This window comes from Rhodothermales bacterium (assembly GCA_039944855.1).
GTDB lineage: Bacteria > Bacteroidota > Rhodothermia > Rhodothermales > JANQRZ01 > JBBSMX01.
In genome coordinates, this window is record JBDUXZ010000013.1 from 88375 (window position 1) to 109784 (window position 21410).

The following is a 21410-nucleotide window of genomic DNA, read 5'->3' on the forward strand; positions in this document are numbered from 1 at the left end:
CCGTGCCGGGGCCGAGCGGTCCCGGTTAGCCGTCGGCGTCGGCTAGGAGCACGGCCACGACGCTGCCGTGCTCGCCGGGTTCGATGTCGAGCCGCGCGCCGATGAGGGCGGCGCGGTACCGCATCGTGCGGAGCCCGAGCCCGGACGACTGCTGGATCATCGCCGGGTCGATGCCGATGCCGTCGTCGGTGATCGTGAGGCGGAGGCCCTCGCCGCTGCGCGCGAGCGCGATCTCGATCTCGGACGGGGCGGCGTGCTTGACGGCGTTGTTGACGGCCTCCTGCGCGATGCGGAAGAGGTGGGTGGCCGCCACGTTATCGGCCACGCCGACGTCGCCATCCGTGCGGAGCCAGCAGGCGACGTCGAAGACGCGCTCGGTCTGGTCGGCGAGTTGTTGGAGCGCGTCCATCAGCCCCTCGGCCTGCACGTCCACGGGCGAGAGGAGGCGCGAGAGGTCGCGCATCTCGGCGAGCGCACGGTTGATAAGGTCGGTGAGTTGGCTGGCGGCATCGGCCTCGGGCCGGTCCCCGGCCGTGAGGCGCTGGGTGAGGACCTGGCCGAGGAACGCCGCGCCCGTGAGCTGCTGCCCGAGCTCGTCGTGGAGGTCCTGCCCGATCCGGCGGCGCTCGAGCTCGGCCGCCTCGATCACCTCGCGCTCCAGCCGCTTCCGCTCCGTCACATCGAACCCGATGCCGAGGATGCACGTGAGCCCGCTGATCTCGATGAGCTCGGCCGAGACGAGGACGTCGCGGAGGACGCCGTCTTTGGTGTGGATGACGAATTCCACCGCACTCGCGCTGCCCGTCGTCTCGAGCTGGGCGGCGTGGGGAATGGCCGGCGTGCCGTCGGGCATGATCCCGAGTTCCTCGGCGGTCCGGCCGAGGAGCTCGTCGCGGGAGAAGCCGGTGAGGGCGCAGTAGCTCCCGTTGACGTCGAGGAACCGGTTCTCGTGGAACGTCGAGATCGTCATGGCGACGGGGGCGGCGTGGAACGCCTTCGCGAAGCGCTCCTCGCTCTCGCGGAGGGCGCGCTCGGCCGCGTCGCGCTCGGCCACGTCGCGGACGTGGAGCAGCAGGGCCTCTTGCCCGCCGTACGTGACCCGGTCGGTCCGCACCTCGACGGGGACGACGAGGCCGTCGGCGGTGTAGCTGTGGCTCTCGAGGAGGGAGGTGTCCCCGCGCGCGAGCCGCTCGAAGTCGGCCTGCGCTCGCTCGCGGTAGGCGGGAGGGACGAGCTCGCCGAGGTCGCGGCCGATGAGCCACTCCCGCGTCGTGTTGTGGAGGCGGGCGGCGGCGGGGTTCACGTCGAGCACGACGCCGTCGAGGCTCTCGACGAAGATGGCGTCGGGCGAGCCCTCGAACAGCCCGCGGAAGCGCTCCTCGCTCTCGCGGAGGGCCCGCTCCGCTTCTTTCTGCTCGGTGACATCGCGGATCGTCACCGTGAGCCCGTCGCCGAGTTTGACGGCGGTATGCTCAAACCATCCTTTGACGGGGCCGGCCGTGTAGTAGCGGAGGCCGCGCGAGGGCTTCCCAGTCTCGATGACGCCGACGAAATCGTCGAAGTACCCGCTCGCACGGATGCCCGGCAGCGTCTCGCTGAGGCGCGCGCCGAGGAGGTCCGCCGCGTTCTGCCGGGCGAGGGCGGCGGCGGCGGGGTTCGCGACGAGCCACACGAGGTCCTCGATCTGGCCGTCCGCGCCGCGCAGGGCTTCGAACGCCGTGATCCCGTCGAGCGACGAGAGGAGGACGCCGGCGAGGAGCTGCTCGGACTGCTCGATCTGTTCCTGCGCCCGCTTCTGTTCGGTCACGTCGCGGACGACGCCGAGCCCACCGACGACGGCACCCTCGGCGTTGCGGAGGGGGGTGTAGCGGGCCTCGTAGAACCCCGAGCGTCCGGTCTCGGGGATGGTGTAGGGCCGGTTCTGCGAGGTCAGGTGCTTGCCGTCGAGCGCCGCCTGCTGGTAGATCGTCTCGCCGGATTCCTCGAGGAAGGGGAAGACCTCGGCGGCGACGCGGCCGAGGACGTCGTCGCGGCCGAGCCCGGAGATCCGCTCCATTCCGGCGTTCCACGCGGTGTAGCGGTGCGCCGTGTCGATGGCGAGGATGCCGTCGTGCGAGCTCTCGATGAGCAGCTCGGACCACGCCTTCTGCTCGCGGAGCGCGTCCTCGGCCGCCTCCCGCTCCAGCGCCGTCCCCACCCACTGCGCGAGGAGGGCGACGAGCTCGCGGTCGCCGTCGGAGAACGGCTCGGCACGGGGCGTCGCGCTCGTGAAGTTCAGCGTGCCGCGGACGGCCCCGCCCACGCGGACCGGCGCGCCGGCGTAGCACTCGATGTCGAAGGCGTCGCGGCACGGGTGGCCCCGGTGCGCGGAGGCGCTGAGCTGCCCGATCATCAGCGGCTTCTCCCCCGTCAGCGTGATCGCGCACGGCGTCTCGCCGACGGCGAACGTCTGCCCCGGCTCAAGCCCGGTGCCGGGGGCGTAGCAGCGCTCGACGGTGTACGTGTCGCCCTCGATGTGGCTGAGGATGCCGACGTCGAGGCCGAGGAGGTCCGTCGTGAGGTGGAGCGCGCGGTCGATCTGCTCCCCGACGTCGTCGGCGGGCTGGGAGATCACGTCGTAGAGGAGGCGGAGGCGGGCCTCGCTCTCGCGCAGCGTCCGCGTCCGCGCTGCGACGCGCTCTTCGAGGTGGTCTATCGCCTCGATCCGGTCGACGGCCGAGGCCACGGCGTTCGCGACGGATTGGAGGAAGCGGGCGTCGGCGGCGTCGAAGGCCTCCGGCGTGCGGCTGTGCGTGCCGAAGACGCCGAACGGCGCGTCGAGCCCGCCGATGACGACGCTCACGCCGCTCGCCACGCCGTGGTCGGTGAGGAGGGCGGGGCCCTGGAAGCGCGTCTCCCGGTCCATGTCCCCGACGAGGACGGGCTGGTCTACGGTGAGCGTGTAGCCGCCCTGCGAGCCCGCGTCCGTCGGGACGGTCGCGGTGCCGGTGAGGCCCGGTTGCCACCCGATGCCGGAGCGGAGGAGGAGGGTTGCCTCGCCGTCGGCGCTGGCGGGCTGGAGCTCGAGCACCTTCGTGAAGTCCGCCCCGAGCGCCTCGTGGACGACGGCGACGGCGCGGTCGAAGAGGGCTTGCGTGTCCGTCTCGGTGAGGGCGTAGAGGCCGAAGGCGGCGAGCGCGGTCTGCCGGCCCGCCTCGACCTCGCGCACGGCCTCGGCCTCCTTCCGCTTGGTGATGTCGATGATGCCGCCGACGAAGCGGGCGACCTCCCCGCTCTCGTCGCGGTGGGGGACGCCGCGCGCCCAGATCCAGCGGAGCGCGCCGTCGGCCCGGTGGATGCGGCCCTCGAAGTGCCACTCGGTCCCGGCGGCGATCGCGGCGTCGAAGCTCTGGCTGATCGAGTCCCGGTCGTCGGGGTGGACGTGGTCGAGGAACTGCTCGTAGGTCCACGCCGGGAGCGGCTCGGCGTAGCCGAAAATCGCGTCGTGGCGCGGGGAGCGGACGGCCTCGCCGGTCCGCACGTCGAGGTCCCACGTCCCCATCTCCGCCGCGTCGACGGCGAGGCGGAGGCGCTGCTTGTTGGCGCGGAGGGCGTCCTCGGCGAGTTTCCGCTCGGTGACGTCGGCCGCCATCGAGACGACGAGCCGCCGCCCCTGCCCGTCCGTGCCGACAGGGGAGGAGGAGAACTGCCAGACGCGCTCCTCCCCGTCTTTCGTGCGGACGCGGTACTCCCCCTCCTCCACCCGGGTGTCGAGTGCGTAGAGCCGGTCGATGTGGCCCGCCACGCTGACGGCGCGTTCTCCGTAAGCGCGCTCGGTCCAGGCATCGAGCGTGGGGATATCCTCGGGGGCATAGCCACTCAGCTCCGTCAGCGCCCGGCTGATCTGGAGGATCTCCCCGTCCTCGGCGTGGAGCAGGATGGGGAAGGGCGCGTCGGCGATCACCCGGCGGAACCGGGCCTCGCGGCGGTTCGCGGTCTCTTCGGCCTCGACGCGGCGCGAGATGTCGAGGAACGTCGCCACCACCCCGTCGACCTGCTCGGCAGCCGTGCGGTAGGGGACGATGCGGGTGAGGAAGCGGCGGCCGTCGTCGGCCTCGACCTCGCGCTCCACCGCGTCGAGCGTCTCGAGGACGCGCCGGGCGTCGTCGATGAAGGCGGGGTAGGCGACGTTCCGGGTGAGGTGGCCGATGGGCCGCCCGCGGTCGGTGGGGAGGACGTTGAAGAGCTCGCGGAGGCGGGGCGTGGACCGCGTGATGCGGAGGTCGCGGTCGAGGAAGAGCGTCGCGACGTCGGTGGAGTCGATGAGGTTTTTGAGGTCGGCGTTCGTGTGACCCAACTCCTCGATCTTCGTCTTGAGCTCGTGGTTGACGGTGACGAGTTCCTCGTTCACGCTCTGGAGCTCTTCGCGCCCGGTCTCCAGTTCCTCGCTCGTGCTCTGGAGCTCCTCGTTCATCGAGAGGAGCTCCTCGTTCGACGCCTTGAGTTCCTCGTTGCTCGTCTCGTATTCCTCGATCGTGCTCTGGAGCCGGGCCTTCGTCCGTTCCAGCTCAGCTTCCAGGGGTTCGAGCGCGGGCGGCGCCGCGCCGTCGGTGGGCGGCGTGGCCTCCACCGCGACGGGCTCCTCCTCGAACACGACCTGGACGAGGCCCTCCGCCCCGTCCCGCTCGCCGAGGGGGCGGACGGTGAGGACGACGTGGGCGGGCTCCCCATCGAGGCGGGTGCGAATGCGGAGGCGTTCCGTCGTCCGCCCGCGCTCGGCGGCGTGGAAGAGGGCGGTGCGGAGCTCGGGCCGGAGCCCGGTGCGGACGACCTTGAGGAGGTCGCTCGTGGGACGGCCGGGGGCGAAGGCGAGGTAGCGGCTGACGTCGCCGGCGACGTGGAGGATCTCGTGCCTCGGGTTGACGAGCACGCTCGGCGGGACGTGGTGCGCGAGGAGGAGCCGCTGGTGGAGGTCGTCGAGGGAGGCCGGGGGCGGCTCGGGGACGGGCGCTTCCGGCGGCTCGGCGGGCTCTCGGAGGGGCGTTGCCGGGAGGGAGGGCGTGATGGGGAACCGAGGGCGGGGCGCCACGCCGCGCGCCCGGAACAGCCGCTGCTTCTTGTCGAGCGTCGTGAAGAAGTCCCGCGTGCCCTCCACAGACTCCGACGTGCCGAGGAACAGGAAGCCGGGCGTGCGGAGGGCGTAGGCGAAGAGCTCGAAGATCCGCTGCTGCGTGCCCCGCTGGAGGTAGATGAGGAGGTTGCGGCAGGAGACGAGGTCGAGGTTGGAGAACGGCGGGTCCTTGAGGAGGTTGTGCGAGGCGAAGAGCACGCGCTCGCGGAGGTGCTCGCTCACGCGGTACGCCCCGGCCTCGCGTTCGAAGAACCGTTCGAGCCGGTCGGGCGAGACGTCGGCCGCGATCGTCTCGGGGTAGACGCCGGCGCGGGCGAAGGCGAGCGCGCCTTCGTCGATGTCCGTGGCGAAGACCTGGAGCGCGGGCGGGGCGTCGAGGCGGGCGGCGTACTCGCTGAGGAGGATCGCGATGGCGTAGGCCTCCTCGCCCGTGGCGCAGCCCGGCACCCACACGCGCACCTGCGCCCCGGCGCGCTTCCCCGCGAACATCGCCGGGATGACCTCCCGTTCGAGCGCGGCGAAGGCCTCGGGGTCGCGGAAGAAGTTGGTGACGGAGATGAGGAGGTCTTGGAGGAGGGCCTCCACCTCGCGGGGGGCGGTGCGGAGTGCGCGGGCGTAGGCGCGGAGGTCGGCCGCGCCCGTGACCTGCATCCGCCGGCCGATCCGGCGGAGGACGGTCGTCTGCTTGTAGCGCGAGAAGTCGTGGCCGGTGCCGGCGCGGAGACGGGCGAAGATCTGCGCGAGCGCCTCGCTGTCGGGCTCGGAGAGCGACTCGGGGAGGGGGGGGAGGGGCTGCCCCCGCTGCCGGAGTTCGACGAGCCGGCCGCCGAGCTCTCGCGCCGGGAGGACGACGTCCACGAGCCCGGTGCCGACGGCGCTGCGCGGCATCCCATCGTACTCGGCGTCGGTGGGGTCCTGCGCGGCGGTGAGGCCGCCGACCTCCTTCAGCTTCTTGAGCCCGAGCGTGCCGTCACTTCCGGTCCCCGAGAGGACGACGGCGACGGCGCGCTCGCCCTGGTCCGCCGCGAGCGAGCGGAAGAAGTCGTCGATGGGCGCGCGGTGGCCGTGGGGGCGCGCGGGCTCGTCGAGGCGGAGGACGCCGTCCCGAATGGAGAGGGCTTTGCCGGGGGGGATGACGTAGACGCTACCCGGCTCGGCGCGGACCCCGTCCTCGACCTGGATTACGCGGAGCGCCGTGTGGTTCTGGAGCAGTTCGGCGAGCTCGCTCTCGTGGTCTGGCGCGAGGTGCTGCACGAGGACGAACGCCATGCCCGGCGCCCCCGGCAGTCCGGCGAAGAACTCGGCGAACGCCTTGAGCCCCCCCGCCGACGCGCCGACGCCGACGATCGTGAAAGCGGCCCGCGCCGCCGTGCTGTCGGCGGTTTCGGGAGAGGGGTCGTCGGGTCGGTTAAGCTCCACGTCGACACGTAGTTGGGGGCGTCAGGCGTACGGCGGCAGCGCTGCGGGCCTGAATCGGTGATGGGGGAGGGGCGCGGCCGAGGGCGTCGAGGCCGAGCGAATCTGCCGCAAGATCGTATTATACGACCCTGCGGCCCTCCTCACGCCGCCGGGCGCGCGTGGTTTCCCCCGCAGGGGAACGGGCCCGGATCGCCACTCCCGTGCCGCCGACCACGCATCCGCCGGAGGCCCGGCAGCGGCGGGTGGAGCCTCTTCCTTACCCTTGTCCTCCTCGCCCCGACGACCATGCTTCGCCTCCTGCTCCTGTCCGTCGCGCTGCTCGCTTTCGTCCCGGCCTCGGCACAGCCTGTCGATGACGCGCCACCCGCCGACGAGGCCCGCTACGTCCTCGCGATCCACGGCGGGGCGGGCGTGATCGAGCGCGGCAGCATGACGCCGGAGCGCGAGGCCGCCTACCGCGCCGCGCTCGAAGAGGCCCTCCGCGCCGGCCATGCCGTCATCCAAAACGGCGGCTCGGCCCTCGACGCCGTCACGGCCGCGATCCCGCTCCTCGAAGACTCGCCGCTCTTCAACGCCGGGCGCGGCGCCGTCTTCACGAGCGAGGGCACGGTCGAACTCGACGCCTCGATCATGTCGGGCGAGACGCTCGCCGCCGGGGCCGTGGCCGGCGTGAAGCACATCAAGAACCCCATCCGCCTCGCCCGCCTCGTGATGGAAGCCTCCCCGCACGTGATGATGACGGGCGACGGGGCCGAGGCGTTCGCCGCTCAGCACGACGTGGAGACGGTTCCGAACGAATATTTCTACACCGAATCGCGCCGCGAAGCGCTCGACCGCGTGCAGGAGCGCGAGCGCAACGCCTCCGGCGATGCCGGGCGCACGCCTGAGGCGTGGCAGATGACCGGCACCGTCGGGGCCGTCGCCCGCGACCAGCGCGGCCACCTCGCCGCCGCGACCTCCACCGGAGGCATGACGAACAAGCGCTTCGGCCGCGTCGGCGATGCGCCCATCCCCGGAGCCGGCACGTACGCCGACGACCGGACGTGCGCCGTCTCCGCGACCGGCCACGGCGAGTACTTCATCCGCCTTGCCGTCGCGCACGACGTCTCGGCGCGGATGATGTACCTCGGGGAGTCCGTCGCCGAGGCGTCCCGCGCCGTCATCCACGAGCGGCTCGGCGAGCTAGGCGGCACGGGCGGCGTGATCGCGATTGACGGCGAGGGCCGCGTGGCGATGCCGTTCAACACCCCGGGCATGTTCCGCGGCACGATTGACGCCGACGGGAACGTGACGGTCGAGATCTACCGCGAGGGATGAGCTACGACCTCGACACCGCCGCCGCCCACCTCGCCTCGGCTGACCCCGTGATGGCGCGGCTCGTCGACATCGTCGGGCCGTGCCGGCTGGAGTTCGCCCGGCTCGACAACCCGTTCCAGTCGCTCCTCCGCGCCATCGTCTTCCAGCAGCTCTCCGGCAAGGCCGCCGCGACGATCCACCGCCGCCTCCTCGACCTCTTCCCCGGTGAGCACCCCGACCCCGACGAGATCCTCGACACGTCCGACGACACGCTCCGCTCGGTCGGCCTCTCCCGCGCCAAGACCGCCGCCGCCAAAGACCTCGCGGGGCGGACGCTGGACGGGACCGTGCCGCCGCGCGACGTCCTCCTCACGATGGACGACGCCGAGATCGTGGCCCGGCTGACGCTCGTGCGCGGCGTCGGACCGTGGACGGTCGAGATGCTGCTGATCTTCCAGCTCGGCCGGCCGGACGTGCTGCCGGTGACGGACCTCGGCGTGCGCAACGGGGTGCGCCGGGCGTACGGGCTCGACGACCTCCCCGCGCCGAAGGAGCTGCGGGCGTTCGGCGAGCGGTGGGCGCCGTACCGGAGCGTCGCGAGCTGGTACCTCTGGCGCGCCGCCGACCTCGTGGAGTGGACGGCACCGATGCCGGGCCGCGGGGGAAAAGGGCTCGGCGAGTTGCGCCGATAGGCGCGCGGTGTCTATGGTAGCCCCGTCACCAACCCCCGAACCGATGAACCGTACGTGGATGCAGAGCGCCCTCCTCGCGGCGATGCTCTGGGCGCTCGGGCCGCAGGCGCAGGCGCAGGCCATCGACACCCTCTTCACGTGGCAGACGTACGACGCCGAGGGGGTCACCCACATCCGCGTTTTCCCCTCGGACGATGAGGACCGGCCCATCACGGCCGTCGTCGACGAGCTCGCCGAGAACCGCGCCGGGGCCGTCACCGACGACGTCCGCTACTTCGTCGACACCTTCGGGCGGGCGTTCGGGCTCGACCCGACGGAGATCACGTTCGTCTTCCGATTCTCCGGCCTGAGCTTCAGCGCCGACGGCACCGACGACAAGCAGATCCTGCTCCGCGCCACGTTCAACCGCACGAAGGCCGGCAACCTCGGCTCGCCGTCGTGGCGCCTCATCTCGCGCGACGAACTCGCCGAGCTGACCGACCGGGCACTTTACTGAGGCTGGCGGGCGTGCACGCAGCTTCGCTCGGTATCCATTTGCCAGACCCGAGTTGCGCCCTCGCCCTCTGTCATCCCGAACGCAGTGAAGGATCTGCCTTCGAGGCGTCTCGCGGCGGGGGAGACCCTTCGCGCTGCTCAGGATGACAGGAAAGGGGGACGGTGCGTTTCCGCTGGTTGCCACGCAGTCTCTCACATCTTGACAAAAAGGATCATTTGGCCGGCCGCGCCGTGTAACACCTTCGCATTTCTGTCGCAACAAACGACACTGAGGATTTCGCATGGCAGGCATCTCCACGTTGAACGGCGAGGCGCGAGAGCTCGAACTCGACAAGCTCTCCGAGGACGTCTCCATCTCCAAACAGACCCTCGTCCGCTGGGCCGACCGCGGCCTCATCGATGCTGAACTGGACTGGGCGATCTCGGACGACAACGAGGAACTCCGCCTCATCCGCATCACGCCGCGCTCGCTGGAGTTCCTCGAAGGCTTCGCCGAGGAGTACCGCGACGACACGGTGAGCCGGACCGAGGCCCGCCGCATCCTCAAGATGATCGACCGGAGCCAGGTGCAGAAGCTCCTCCGCCAGGGCGATCTCACATCGCGGAAGGTGGACGACGAGACGCGCGTGGTGATCGGCAGCGTCGAGGACTACCTGATGGGGCTGGAGAGCGACGACGAGGACGAGGCGTAGCGTTCGGAGGCGGCCTTTCGTGGGGCGGGTGTTACCTCGCCGCCCGACGGCTCGGCTTGCTATGGGGGGTGCCCCCCGCCGTATACTCCCGCCTCCTTTTCACTCTCCCCTCTGCCATGCTCTCTCGTTTTGCCCCCCGTCTGTTCGCCGTCGCGCTTTGCGGCGCGCTCGCCCTCTCCGTCCTCCCCGGCTGCGACACCACCGATCCGATCCCGCCCGCGGATACGACAGAGGTGACGGGGACTTACGACTTTACCCTGTTTCGCTTCAACCCGGATCCCCAGTTCGTACCGGATGCCGTCGTGTTGGACACGCTGAACCAGGAGCGGACGAGCGTCGAACTCCTCGATAGCGGCCAGTTCCAGTTCCGGTACCGCGTGGTGGGTGGGCTCGACAACATCATCAACGGCACGTTCACGGTGACGCGGGACGAGGTCACCCTCACGTTCGAGAGCGGAAACGAGGCCCGGCTTCAGCGGCTTCTGCTGGATTCCACGCTGCAGTTCGACCGCGCGGACTCGGAGACGCTGACGCTGAGCCGGACGAAGCGCGTCGACCTCGAAGCATACTCCGAGGTGTACCGGAACACCGGCGGGCTCGATCTCACGGACGTGCGTGGTCTGCTCGAAGTGAACCTGAACCGCCGGGGCCGCTGACGTGGAGGCGGCGTTGCCGAGTCCGGCGTCGTGGAGCGCACGCGCACGCGGGCTGATCCGCATCGCGCGTCCGCTGAACGTGGTGATGTTCTTCGCAGGCGTCGCGCTCGGCGGCCTTCTCGCGGCCGGACCGAGCGCGTTCGTCGGAAGTGAAGGGCGGGCCCTCGCCCTCGCCACCGCGAGCGCGGCGCTCATCGGCGCGGGCGCGAACGCGATCAACGACGTGTTCGACGTGGAGATCGACCGGGTGAACCGGCCGGACCGACCGCTGCCTGCGGGCGTGCTCTCGGTTGGGGCGGCCCGCGTGTTCTGGGGACTCACGTCCGGCGCCGGCGTGGGGTTGAGCGCGTGGCTTTCCCCGCTGCACGTCGCGATTGCCGTCGGTTCGGTGGCGCTGCTCTACGGCTACAGCGCGCGGCTGAAGCGGACGGCGCTGTTCGGCAACCTCGCCGTCGCGGCCGTGCTCGGCCTCGCGATCCTTTACGGCGGCCTCGCCGTGTCTCCGGCCGCGTGGTCGGTGCCGCTCCTCGGCGCGGCGTTCGCCTTCGGCTCGACGCTCGCGCGTGAGGTGGCGAAGGACATCGAAGACGCCGTCGGTGATGCGACGGGCGGGGCACGGACGTTGCCGCTCGTCGCCGGGCCGCAGATTGCGGTGTGGGTGGCGGTGGCGGCGGTGGGCGCGACGCTGGCGTCCTTCCCGCTCGCGCTCGTGGCGGGGCTGGGCGCGGACTTCTTCGCGCTGGGGCTCCCAGCCGCTGGGCTCCTGCTGGCAGCGGCGTGGGCCCTCCTCGGCGCGCCGAACGCGCTGCTGCGCCGCCGGGCGGGCAGGGCGAGCGCGCTTCTCAAAGCGGCGATGGTCGCGGGCATCCTCGCGCTCGCCGCCGCCCGATTAGTCGACGGAACGTGGTAAGTTGCGGGCCGGCGCGGTTGGACGAGGGGAGCCGTACTCCCTCAGGCGCCCTCCTTCGGCATTCTTTCACGCCTCCGAGGGGCGTGCCCTGTGACTTCGGGCGCGCGGTCGGCGGCTCATAGCACGGACGCCCCCTACGGGGCGACGCAATCCCCATGCAAGCTTTCGATTCGGATGCCGTCCTCCGGGCGCAGGCAGGCGACGACGGGGCCCGCGAGCGACTGCTCCAGGCCCTCGAGCCGATCCTGCGGCGGTTCTTCCTGAGCCGCATCGGCGGTCGGCCCGACGTAGACGACCTCGTGCAGAATACCCTCCTCCGCGTGCATACCGGCCTCGAAGCGCTCCAGAATCCGGCGCGGCTCAAGGCGTTCTCGATGAAGGCCGCCGTGTTCGAACTGCAGGACTTCTACCGGGGCCGCTACAGCGGGCGCGAGTACCTCTACGACCCCGAACGCCCGCCGGCCGACCCCGGCGGCACGGAGTCGACGGGCCTGCGGGTGGACCTCGAACGTGCGCTCGACGTGCTCACGCCGAAGGCCCGCCGCATCATCGAACTGCGCGAGATGGGGTACCAATACAAAGACATCGCGGACATGGTGGACACCACCGAAGCCGCCGTGAAGATGCAGGTCAAGCGCGCCTTCGAGCGGCTGCGCAGCGAGCTCCTCGCGCTCGTGATCGGCCCCCTATCCCTCCTGCTCGGCTGACCGACCCACCGAACGACCTGATGAACGACTCCTACGACTCCCTCTTCGAGGCGCTCGACCCCGCCGAGAGCGAGGCCCTCCGCCACGCCCTCGGCGACGACGCGAGCACGGCCGACGCGCTCGCGCTCTGGACCGCGCTCCGCGCCCGGCTCGGCGCCGACCTCCGTCGCGCTCTCCCCGACTTCGACCTCCTCGTGCTCTACGCCATCGGCGAGGCCGACCCCGCCACGCTCGCGCCGGAGGAAGAGGCCCGGCTGATCGCGGCCCGCCCGTCGCTGGAGCGCGCGATCGCCGCCCACCCCGCGCTCGACGACGTGGTCCGCCGCATCCGTGCCGATCACGCGGCGTTCGACGCGGCGTGGGAGGCGGAGCCGGCACCCGCCCCGGCGACCGTGCGGGAGGAGATCGGAATGCGGAAGCGCGCCGAGGACCGGGCGCCCGAGCGACCGCGCGCGGCGCGGCGGTGGGCGTGGCGCTCGGCGGTGGCCGTCGCTGTCGTCGCGTTCGCCGCGATCATGGTGTTCATCCTGCAGCGCGACGCCGGGTTCGAGACGTACGACACGGCAGCCGACGAGACCCGCACGGTCACGCTCGACGACGGCTCGACGGTGATGCTGGCGGCGTCCTCGCGGTTGATGGTCGAGACCGAAGACGACGGCGAGCGCCGCGTCCGCCTCGCGGGCGAGGCTCTGTTCGAGGTCGTGCCGAGCGACGAGCCCTTCGTCGTCGAGACGGCGACGGCGCTGACGACGGTGCTAGGGACGACGTTCGGCGTGGACGCGAACGAACTGGAGACCGAAGTCGTCCTCGCGAACGGCTCGGTGAAGGTGGCGACGCGGGTCGACCCCGAGCAGTCGGTGCGGCTGGAGCCGGGGCAGCGGAGCCGTGTCGTCGGTGGGCAGGCACCCGAGCCGCCGGCGCGGGCCGACGTGGTGGCGTCGCTCGCGTGGACGGGCACGTGGTACTTCCACAACGCCCCGGCCGACGAGGTCGCCGAGCGGTTCAGCGCGCACTACGGTGTCCCGATCATGCTCGACCCGTCGCTCGCGTCGGTCCGCGTCGGCGGGGCGTACTCGGCGGACCGGCCGGCCGAGGAGTCGCTGCAGGCGCTCGCCGTCTCGCTCGGCGCTCAGGTCGAGCCCGACGCGGCGGGCGGCTACCGCATCGTTCCGGCGGGCCGCTGACCCCCCGCCCCGTTCGCATCGCCCGATGGGCTCAGCGCTCACGGGGCGGTCCCTGCCCTTCAAGGGGGACAGTTTGGTGAAGCCGGGAGCGCAGCGACCGCGAATCAAACGGGGGGTCCGAGTGCGGCGGGGGTCGCAAGGCCATAATCGAGCGGTCGAAGCGTTATCGTGAAGCTGGTGTGGCCGCCGGGTCCGCCTGCAACTCTGCGTTCCGCCTCTCGTTCACCGCCTCATGCGCCGTCCGTCCCTCGTCCTGCTGCTCTGGGCCGCCGTGGCCGTGTTCACGGCGCCGGAGGCCACGGCGCAGACGATCCGGCTGACGGCGGAGCGGACGCCGCTCGAAGCCGTGCTCCAACAGCTCGCCGCGCAGACCGGCATCGACGTCGTGTACGCGCAGCGGCTCGTCGAGGGCCGCGCCGTCACCGGGCGCTACCTCGGCGACGATCCCGAGCAGGCGCTCGCCACGATCCTCCGCGACAGCGGGCTCCGCGCTGAGCGGCTCCGGCCGGGACAGTACGTCGTCGTCAGCGCGTACCCGACGCCGGGGCTGGAGCCCGAGCCGTACTACGGCACGCTGCGCGGGACCGTCGTCGACGGCGAGACGAACGAGGTGCTGCCGGGCGCGCACGTCGTGCTCATCGGGCTCGGGCTCGGGACGGCGACGAACCCGGCGGGCTACTTCGCGCTGCCGGGCCTGCCGGCGGGGGCGTACCGCGTCCGCGTGTCGTACATCGGCTACCGGACCGTCGAGCGCGAGCTGTCAGTCTATCCCGAGTCCGAAGAGGTGCCGCCGACGGTGCGATTGCTGCCGCAAGTCGTCGTCGGGGGTGAGGCGATCGTGGAGGGGACAGAGGGCGAGCGGAGCGATCTCTTGCCCGTGCCCGGCAGCGACGCCGTCGACGTCCGGCACGCCGCCGCGATCCCCGCTTTCCTCGGCGAGAGCGACCTGTTTCAGGCACTCGAATGGCTGCCCGGCGTGGGCCGCGCGGGCGAGGCCGGCGGCGAACTCGTCATCCGCGGCTCCGACTCCCACTTCAACCGCTACCTCCTCGACGGTGCTCCGATCATCCACCCGTGGCACACCTTCGGGCTGTTCTCGACATTCCAGACCGAGGCGCTCAAGAGCGTCCGGCTCTACAAAGGCTCGTTCCCGGCCGAGTACGGCGGCGGGCTCTCGTCCGTGCTCGACGTGGAGATGAAAGACGGCGACCGGGACGACGTGGCGGGCACGGCGTCGCTGAGCCCCGTTGCGCTGCGGGCGGTGGGGGAGATCCCGCTCGGGCGCGGGGCCTCGCTGATGCTCTCCGGCCGGCGGAGCTACCTCGACCTCCTGTTCTCGCCGCGCGTGCAGGCGACCTCGTCGGCGCTCTTCCTCGACGAAGGCGAGGCCGCGCCTGAAGCGCAGCAGGACTTGGGCTACTACTTCTTCGACGTGGGCGCCAAAGTCACGCTCCGGCCATCGCAGTTCCACCGCCTCTCGCTGAGCTATTACGAGGGTGGCGACGACCTCAACGCGGATGTGCCGTTCGTCTCGCTCATCGAGCCGGTGCGCCCCGCGGCGGCGCTCGGGGGCCCGCTCGGGCTCCGGTTGAACTACGGCTGGGGCAACCGCGTGCTCTCGGCGCGCTACCGCTACCTCTACGGCCGTCGCCTCTTTGTGACCGCCACGGGCTACTACTCGCGCTACCGCGCCACGGAGCAGGCCTTCGCCCAGCCCACTGCCGCCTCGCTCGTCGACAGCGACTACCGCGTGCGCTTCGCCGAGGCCGGGCTCACGGCCGACGCCGACTACTACTACTCGCTCGAGCACCAGCTCCGGTTCGGCGTGCGGCTCGTCGGGCGGACGTTCGAGAGCACGCTCGAAGAGACCGTGCTCCGCTCCGAAGCGGGGGAGGGGACGGCGCGGACGCAGCGCGACGCCGTCCGCGCGCTCGAAGCCGTGGTCTACGTGCAGGACACGTGGCAGCCGAACCCGCAGTGGCAGGTGCAGCCCGGCCTCCGCGCCGAGCTGTTCGGGCTCGGGCCGTACCTCTCGCTGAGCCCGCGCCTCAACGTGCGCTACGTCGTCACGCCGGAGCGGCTGTTCTTCAAGGCCGGGCTGAGCCGGCAGGTGCAGTACCTCCACCGTCTCCGCGATCGCTACTCGTACACCTACGACCTCGCCTCCAGCCGCTGGATCCCGGCGAGCGAGGCCGTCCGCCCCGCCGTCGGCTGGCAGGCCGCGATTGGGCTCGAAGCCGTCCCGGCCGACTGGCTCTCGCTCGGCGTCGACGTCTACGGCCGGCAGCTCGGCGACATCCTCCTCCCCGCCGACGAGTTCCAGTCGAAGGACGGGATCGAGGGGCCGGGGATTCTGCCGGGCGCCCTCCTGGAGCAGTACGTGGCCGGGTCCGGGCGGTCGTTCGGGATCGAACTCGCGGCGCAGGCGGAGCGCGGGCGGTGGCGGCTCGGGCTGTCGTATGCCTTCGCACGCTCGCAGGAACGCCCGCCGGGCGAGGTCTACCGCCGCGCCCGCTACGACGCGCCGCACGCGCTCAAGAGTCTGTTGCAGGGCGGGCTAGGCCGGTGGACCGTTTCGGTCGCGGCGACGCTCCGAAGCGGCTACCCCGTCACCGTCCCCGTCGCCCGCTACGCCCTCGGCGACGTGCTCGACGGCGACGACGCCGAGCCGACGTACTACCTCGCCCGCCCCGCCATCAACAACGGGCGGCTCCCGGTCTATGCCCGGCTCGACCTCGCCGTCGGCTACACGTTCAAGCTGTTCGGGATGGACTGGGACGCGAACGCGCAGGCGTACAACCTCCTCAACCGCCGTAACACCGTCGGCCAGCGCTTCGACCCGACGCCCCCGGTGGTGACGCCGACCGACGTGCAGGGCCTCCCGATTCTCCCGATGGTTAACCTGAAGGTGCAATGGTGAAGGGGGTGACGAGACGAGGAGGCGGAGAGACGAGGAGGCGAGGATGGGCTCGTCGGCTCGCGTCGATTCCTCGGTTCATCGTCTCCTCGCTTCTCCTCACGCTCGCCGCGTGCGACGTGGCGGAGCCCGAGCCTGCGCGGCTCGTCGTCGAGGCGTTCGTGGAAACGGGCCGGCCGCTGCCCGCCGTGACGATCCGCCGCACGGCCGACCTCGACGACCCCGCCGCCGCGCCGCCCGTGGCCGATGCCGTCGTGACGCTCACACTCGGCGGCGAGGCGGTGGGCTACGCGCCCGTGCCCGGGCAGCCGGGGCGCTACGCCCCGCAGCGCGCCCTCGCGGCAGCCTCAGGCGCAACGCTGAGGCTGGAGGTGACCGCTCTCGGCCAGCGCGCGACGGCCGCCAGCCTGCTCCCCGCGCCGATCACGCTCGATAGCGTCCGCGTCGTCCCCGCCGCTGCGCCCGTCGAAGCCGTCTTCGCCGACTCGCTCGGGCTGGAGGTGCGCGAGGGCTTCCTCTACCCCGTGGACGTGACGCTCTACTGGACCGCGCCCGCTGCCGACTCGAACGCCGACTCGTCGTGGGTCCGCGCTCGCCTGAGCCCACCCGCCGCGTTCCCCTCCGCCGTCGTGGACTTCGTGTTGCTAACCGACGCGACGCGACGCGAGGCCGACCTCGCCGCAGGGGGGGCCGTCCGCCGGTGGAGCGGCGTCTACGCCGTGCCTGTCGATACGTCCGACGACCCGCTGCCGCCGCACGCGCTCGACGTGGCGCTCCTCCGTAGCGGGCCGGACTACGCCCGCTACGCCCTCAGCCGCACCGACCCCGACCGCCGCGAGCCCGTCGGGAATGTGACGGGCGGCATTGGCATCGCCGTCGGCCTCGCGCTCGATCGGTGGACGCTGGCGGTCGGGGAGTAGGGGGAGCGAGGTGGGCATAGTGCCGCCGCATCCTTCGACGCCGCACGAGGGAGGCAGTACTTCGCTGCGCGGGCATCGTATCCTCCGCTTGGGACGCGCGTGTGCCTTCCATCCACCGCACCCGAGCGGCCGACGGTTCTCCGGGTGGCGAGGTACAGCACCTCCCTTCCCTTTATCCGCCTCCTGCTCCCCATGGGCACCTCGTCCGCTCGCTTCTTCTCCGACCTGCCGATCCATCGGACCACGCTGAGCGCCTTGTTCGCCGACGCGTCACTCTTCGCCGACGTCCCACCGGATTGGCACGTGATCGTCACCGACATCGAGAATTCGACGGACGCCGTGCGTGCGGGGCGGCACGAAGTCGTCAACCTCATCGCGACGGGGGGCATCATCGCGGCGCTCAACCTCGCGCGCCGGTCGGGCCTCACGCTCCCATTCTTCTTTGGCGGCGATGGAGCGACCATCCTCGTGCCTCCGGTTCTGTTGGAGCCCGCGCTGGCTGCGCTGGCCGCCCACCGGCGGAACACCCGTCAAAACTTCGGCCTCGAACTCCGCGTCGGCTCCGTTCCGGTCCTCGACCTCGCCTCGGCCTCCAGGACGCTACGCGTCGGTCGGTTACACCTCTCCGACCTCTTCTCCATCCCGGTAGTGTTGGGCCACGGGTTGGCCGAAGCCGAACGCCGCGTCAAGGGGCTGGAGCGTCCCACCCCACTGACTCCGAGCGATGTCCTCGACCTTCAGGGGATGCAGTGCCGCTGGGACCGAATTGGGCCAGCGGTCTCCACCCATGAGGTGGTCAGCTTGCTCGTAACGACGCCGGTCGAGGAGGGCCAGGCCGCCGTGTTCAAGCGCGTCGTAGACCTCCTCGACGAAGTCTATGGGGCGCTTGACGCTAGAAATCCCATCGCGCGGTCGAGCCTCCGCCTCGACGGGACCATCGCCAAGCTGACGACGGAGCTCAAGGCACGGCATGGGTACGTGACGTTCTGGGACCTCGCTCGGGCGTGGATCGGCACCCGCCTCGGAGGGGCTGTCTTCCTGCGGAGCTCGCGCGGCAAACGCTACCTCGATCAACTCGTAGTTCTAACGGACACGCTCGTCATCGACGGGCGGATCAATACCGTCATCGCAGGCTCTAGGCAGGAGCGGGAGCACTTGGAGGCAAGACTCCAGGAGATGGAGCGCGAGGGCGTGATCACCTACGGACTCGCGGTCAGCCGTGAATCAGTCATGTCCTGCTACGTGAGTGACTGGACCGACCAGCACATCCATTTCGTAGACGGCGCGGATGGAGGCTACACGCTAGCGGCCGGGATGCTGAAGCAGAAGGTCCGGGATCGAGCGGCAAGCGCGTAACGCATCAACACCCTTGGGCGCACGGACCCTCCTGCTATAAGCCCGCCGAGAATGTAGCGGGCGGGATCGGCATCGCCGTCGGTATCGCCCTCGACCGTCGAACGCCCGCGGGGGGGAATGACGGATGCCTTCGCTGGCTGTGTCCGACCGCTTGGGACGGGTCGGTCGTACTGCCCCAGGTTTTTTGAGTGAGCACTTGCATGTGCTTTGTATTGCAAAGTACATTGTGATGTGGCGCGATCATTTAACCCTCGAACGACTATGAACACGGACATGCACGGAGGAGAGGCTATGACAGCGAACGGTGACGGATGGCGTGGGAGCCGGTGGCGGGTAGCGGCGTGGGCCGCCGCGGCGCTCGTGCTGCTGCTCCCCCTGATTGCGATGCAGTTCACCGATGAAGTCGACTGGACGGGGAGCGACTTCGTCTTCGCCGCCGTCCTCCTTTTCGGCTCGCTCGGGCTCTTCGAACTGGCCGTGAGGAAGAGCGGCGATGCCGCGTACCGAGCCGGAGCCGGCGTAGCGCTCGCGGCCGTATTCCTCCTCGTGTGGGTGAACGGGGCCGTGGGCCTCACCGACAGCGCCGCCGATGTGCTGTTCTTCCTGTTGGTGCCCGCCGTCGCGATCGTCGGCGCCCTCCTCGCGCGCTTCCAACCCCGTGGGATGGCGCGTGCGATGTTCGCGACAGCGCTCGTTCTCACGTCCGTCGCGGTGGCAGCCCTCGTCGCCGGGATCGTCCCCGCGTACAACTCCACGTTCGAGATCCTGGGGATCGCCGGGTTCTTCGCCGCCCTGTTCGTCGGATCTGGCTTGCTGTTTCGGGAGGCCGCGCGCGAAAAACCGGAGCGGGGCGCGGTGTGACGTCGCGCCGCCCGCAGGTGAAGCGCCCCCCGCTTCGCGAGCTTCACCGCCAGATTCTAGCCGCTCCCGCTCACCCAATCCTCTGTACGATGGAAAAGCTCAAGGTGCACACGCTGCTCTCGGTACTCATCGTCGTGGTCGGGGCCGGGCTTATGGCGTACATGATCACGGTGGAGAGCGAGCCCGGCGCCATCCCGCTGCTGCTCGTCGTGATCGGGAGCGGGTGGTACCTCGTTATGCGTGGCCGAATTCGGTCGCGGCCTACGTGATCGCAGGGAGTCAGCAGGGCGACTCACGACACGAGCGTGCGCGGTCATCACAATCCATGGCCGCTTCGATCAGTGAGGCGTGGCGTCGGGAGATGGACGAAGTACCTTTCGTGCTCTCCCCGTCCATCCGCCTGTTTCTTCGATGCATCGTTTCCTGCTCGCCGCTGCCCTCGTCCTGGCAGCCCCCGCTTTCGCGCAGACGGCCACGCTCGCCCCGCCCGCCGTCGAGCCCGTCGACACGCTCGCTATCTCCTTCCTCAAGGCCGAAACGTCCGAGCGCGGCCAGGTGATGGACCACGCGACGTGGATGACCGACGTCCACGGCGCCCGCCTCACCGGCTCCGAAGCGCTCAACCGCGCGCAGCAGTGGGCGCACGACCGGTTCGAGTCGTGGGGTGTCTCGGCTGAGATCGAGCCGTGGGGCACGTTCGGGCGCGGCTGGACCGCCGACCGGATGTCGATGGCCGCGCGCGTCACTGGCCCCGACGTGGCCGCGCAGTCGTTCCCGATCACGGCGGCACCGAAGGGCTGGAGCCCGTCGGCCGCCCGCGTCAGCGGCGAACTCGTCGTGATCGACACCGAGGCAGAGATCGACCTCGACGCGCTCGACCTCGCGGGTAAAATCGTCCTCGTCGGCGACCTCAGCGAAGTCGCCCGCGGGCTGGAGCCGCTGGCCCAGCGCCACGACGAGCACGACCTCCTCGAACTGGCGAACGCGGGCCTCGCCGGCACGCAGGGCGCGCAGCGCCGCTACAGCCCCGAGGCGATCGCTCGCTACCGCGCCCGTGCCGCCCGGACGAGCGCGATCCTCGAAGCCGACCCGCTCGCCGTGCTGACGCCGTCCAACACCGGCGGCAGCGGGGCCGTCCGCGCCACGCAGGCCTCCGTCCCCACCGGGAGCGAGACCGGCGCCGGCGGACGTTCCGCGCCGTGGACCGTCGGGGCCGAGACCGTGCCCCAGTTCGCCGTGCTCGACGAGCACGCCAACAGGCTGATCCGGCTCGCCAAGGCGGGGCAGAATGTGACGATCGACCTCGACTTCGAGGCGACGTTCACCGACGAGGCCGTGGTCGAGGAGAACGTGATCGGGGAGATCCCCGGCACCGACCTCGCCGACGAGATCGTCATCATCGGCGGCCACTTCGACTCGTGGCACAGCGGGTCCGGCGCGACCGACAACGCAGCCGGCTCGGCCGTCGTGATGGAGGCGGCGCGCGCGCTCAAGGCGTACTACGACGCGCGGGGCGAAGGCCCGCGCCGCACGATCCGCTTCGCGCTCTGGAGCGGCGAGGAGCAGGGCCTCTTCGGCTCGCGCGAGTACGTCAACCAGCACTTCGCGACGGTCGAGGGCTACGGCCAGGCCGCGTCCGAGCTGAAGCCGGAGCAGGCGAAGGTCTCGGCCTATTACAACATGGACAACGGCTCCGGCCGTTTCCGCGGCATCTACATGCAGTCGAACGAGGGCGTGCGCCCCGTCTTCCGCGCGTGGCTCGACGCCTTCGGCGACCCCGAGGCGCAGACGCTCACGACCCGCGACACGGGCGGCACCGACCACGTCTCGTTCGACGCGGCGGGGATCCCGGGCTTCCAGTTCATCCAGGACCCGCTCGCCTACTTCGCCAAGACGTGGCACACGCACCTGGACGTGTACGACCACCTCGACCCCGACGACCTCCAGCAGGCCGCCGCGATGATGGCCGTCTTCGCCCACCACACCGCCGAGCGCGACGAGCTGCTGCCGCGCAAGCCGTTCGTGCCGGCCGAGCCCGAAGTCGTCGGGACCAACTAGAGCAGGGTTCTGGATGATGTAAGTTGGGGCGACCCCAACTCCTCGCTCATGCGCGCCTTCTCGCTCGACCTCCGCCAACGCGTCCTCGACGCCGCCCTCCGCGGCGACCACACCGAACGAGCCGTCGCCGCCGCCTT

Annotated in this window: 15 protein-coding genes; 14 read left to right on the forward strand and 1 reads right to left on the reverse strand. The window is 71.0% G+C overall.

Annotated elements, in window-relative coordinates; all coding sequences use genetic code 11:
• Positions 1-25: 25 nt before the first annotated feature.
• A complete protein-coding gene (locus tag ABJF88_07165) occupies positions 26-6529 on the reverse strand; it encodes a PAS domain S-box protein (protein MEP0546692.1) in 6504 nt (2167 codons plus the stop codon).
• Between the two features lie 285 nt (positions 6530-6814).
• Between ABJF88_07165 and ABJF88_07170 the strand changes: the two genes are divergently transcribed.
• The 14 genes from ABJF88_07170 (at position 6815) to ABJF88_07235 (ending at position 21273) form a co-directional block, all read left to right on the forward strand.
• Positions 6815-7846: an isoaspartyl peptidase/L-asparaginase gene (locus ABJF88_07170; GenBank protein ID MEP0546693.1), complete on the forward strand. Its 1032-nt coding sequence runs from the start codon at positions 6815-6817 to the stop codon at positions 7844-7846.
• Entirely contained in the window at positions 7843-8517 is a 675-nt protein-coding gene (locus tag ABJF88_07175; protein ID MEP0546694.1) for a DNA-3-methyladenine glycosylase, read from the forward strand. Before ABJF88_07170 ends, ABJF88_07175 begins: the two co-directional genes overlap by 4 nt.
• 43 nt (positions 8518-8560) lie before the next feature.
• Positions 8561-9013, forward strand: coding sequence for a hypothetical protein (locus ABJF88_07180; GenBank protein ID MEP0546695.1), 453 nt, complete (start codon positions 8561-8563; stop codon positions 9011-9013).
• Between the two features lie 280 nt (positions 9014-9293).
• A complete protein-coding gene (locus ABJF88_07185) occupies positions 9294-9704 on the forward strand; it encodes a hypothetical protein (protein MEP0546696.1) in 411 nt (136 codons plus the stop codon).
• Between the two features lie 116 nt (positions 9705-9820).
• Positions 9821-10360, forward strand: a complete 540-nt coding sequence (locus ABJF88_07190) for a hypothetical protein (GenBank protein MEP0546697.1) — start codon at positions 9821-9823, stop codon at positions 10358-10360.
• 85 nt (positions 10361-10445) lie between these two features.
• Complete coding sequence (locus tag ABJF88_07195; protein ID MEP0546698.1) at positions 10446-11270, forward strand: geranylgeranylglycerol-phosphate geranylgeranyltransferase; 825 nt, start codon at positions 10446-10448, stop codon at positions 11268-11270.
• 155 nt (positions 11271-11425) lie between these two features.
• A complete protein-coding gene (locus ABJF88_07200; GenBank protein ID MEP0546699.1) occupies positions 11426-11977 on the forward strand; it encodes a sigma-70 family RNA polymerase sigma factor in 552 nt (183 codons plus the stop codon).
• A gap of 20 nt (positions 11978-11997) precedes the next feature.
• Positions 11998-13161, forward strand: a complete 1164-nt coding sequence (locus ABJF88_07205; protein ID MEP0546700.1) for a FecR domain-containing protein — start codon at positions 11998-12000, stop codon at positions 13159-13161.
• 232 nt (positions 13162-13393) lie between these two features.
• A complete protein-coding gene (locus ABJF88_07210; protein ID MEP0546701.1) occupies positions 13394-16081 on the forward strand; it encodes a TonB-dependent receptor in 2688 nt (895 codons plus the stop codon).
• Positions 16082-16197: 116 nt separating this feature from the next.
• On the forward strand, positions 16198-16998 hold the full coding sequence (locus ABJF88_07215; protein ID MEP0546702.1) for a DUF4249 family protein: 801 nt from the start codon (positions 16198-16200) through the stop codon (positions 16996-16998).
• A 192-nt stretch (positions 16999-17190) separates the two neighbouring features.
• Positions 17191-18354 carry a DUF3095 family protein gene (locus tag ABJF88_07220; protein ID MEP0546703.1) on the forward strand — a complete coding sequence of 388 codons (1164 nt, stop codon included), beginning with the start codon at positions 17191-17193 and terminating at the stop codon, positions 18352-18354.
• Between the two features lie 360 nt (positions 18355-18714).
• Positions 18715-19215: a hypothetical protein gene (locus tag ABJF88_07225; protein ID MEP0546704.1), complete on the forward strand. Its 501-nt coding sequence runs from the start codon at positions 18715-18717 to the stop codon at positions 19213-19215.
• Positions 19216-19304: 89 nt separating this feature from the next.
• The gene (locus ABJF88_07230; GenBank protein MEP0546705.1) at positions 19305-19484 is read left to right on the forward strand and encodes a hypothetical protein; all 180 of its coding nucleotides are present in this window, start codon (positions 19305-19307) and stop codon (positions 19482-19484) included.
• Positions 19485-19626: 142 nt separating this feature from the next.
• Positions 19627-21273 carry a M28 family peptidase gene (locus ABJF88_07235; GenBank protein MEP0546706.1) on the forward strand — a complete coding sequence of 549 codons (1647 nt, stop codon included), beginning with the start codon at positions 19627-19629 and terminating at the stop codon, positions 21271-21273.
• Positions 21274-21410: the final 137 nt, after the last annotated feature.

What these genes read in the sequence shown, in the direction of transcription:
- ABJF88_07210 (MEP0546701.1), top strand. Translation starts at nt 13,394, where the DNA reads ATGCGCCGTCCGTCCCTCGTCCTGCTGCTCTGGGCCGCCGTGGCCGTG.
- ABJF88_07190 (MEP0546697.1), top strand. Translation starts at nt 9,821, where the DNA reads ATGCTCTCTCGTTTTGCCCCCCGTCTGTTCGCCGTCGCGCTTTGCGGC.
- ABJF88_07195 (MEP0546698.1), top strand. Translation starts at nt 10,446, where the DNA reads ATGTTCTTCGCAGGCGTCGCGCTCGGCGGCCTTCTCGCGGCCGGACCG.
- ABJF88_07220 (MEP0546703.1), top strand. Translation starts at nt 17,191, where the DNA reads ATGGGCACCTCGTCCGCTCGCTTCTTCTCCGACCTGCCGATCCATCGG.
- ABJF88_07175 (MEP0546694.1), top strand. Translation starts at nt 7,843, where the DNA reads ATGAGCTACGACCTCGACACCGCCGCCGCCCACCTCGCCTCGGCTGAC.
- ABJF88_07180 (MEP0546695.1), top strand. Translation starts at nt 8,561, where the DNA reads ATGAACCGTACGTGGATGCAGAGCGCCCTCCTCGCGGCGATGCTCTGG.
- ABJF88_07185 (MEP0546696.1), top strand. Translation starts at nt 9,294, where the DNA reads ATGGCAGGCATCTCCACGTTGAACGGCGAGGCGCGAGAGCTCGAACTC.
- ABJF88_07170 (MEP0546693.1), top strand. Translation starts at nt 6,815, where the DNA reads ATGCTTCGCCTCCTGCTCCTGTCCGTCGCGCTGCTCGCTTTCGTCCCG.
- ABJF88_07200 (MEP0546699.1), top strand. Translation starts at nt 11,426, where the DNA reads ATGCAAGCTTTCGATTCGGATGCCGTCCTCCGGGCGCAGGCAGGCGAC.
- ABJF88_07235 (MEP0546706.1), top strand. Translation starts at nt 19,627, where the DNA reads ATGCATCGTTTCCTGCTCGCCGCTGCCCTCGTCCTGGCAGCCCCCGCT.
- ABJF88_07230 (MEP0546705.1), top strand. Translation starts at nt 19,305, where the DNA reads ATGGAAAAGCTCAAGGTGCACACGCTGCTCTCGGTACTCATCGTCGTG.
- ABJF88_07205 (MEP0546700.1), top strand. Translation starts at nt 11,998, where the DNA reads ATGAACGACTCCTACGACTCCCTCTTCGAGGCGCTCGACCCCGCCGAG.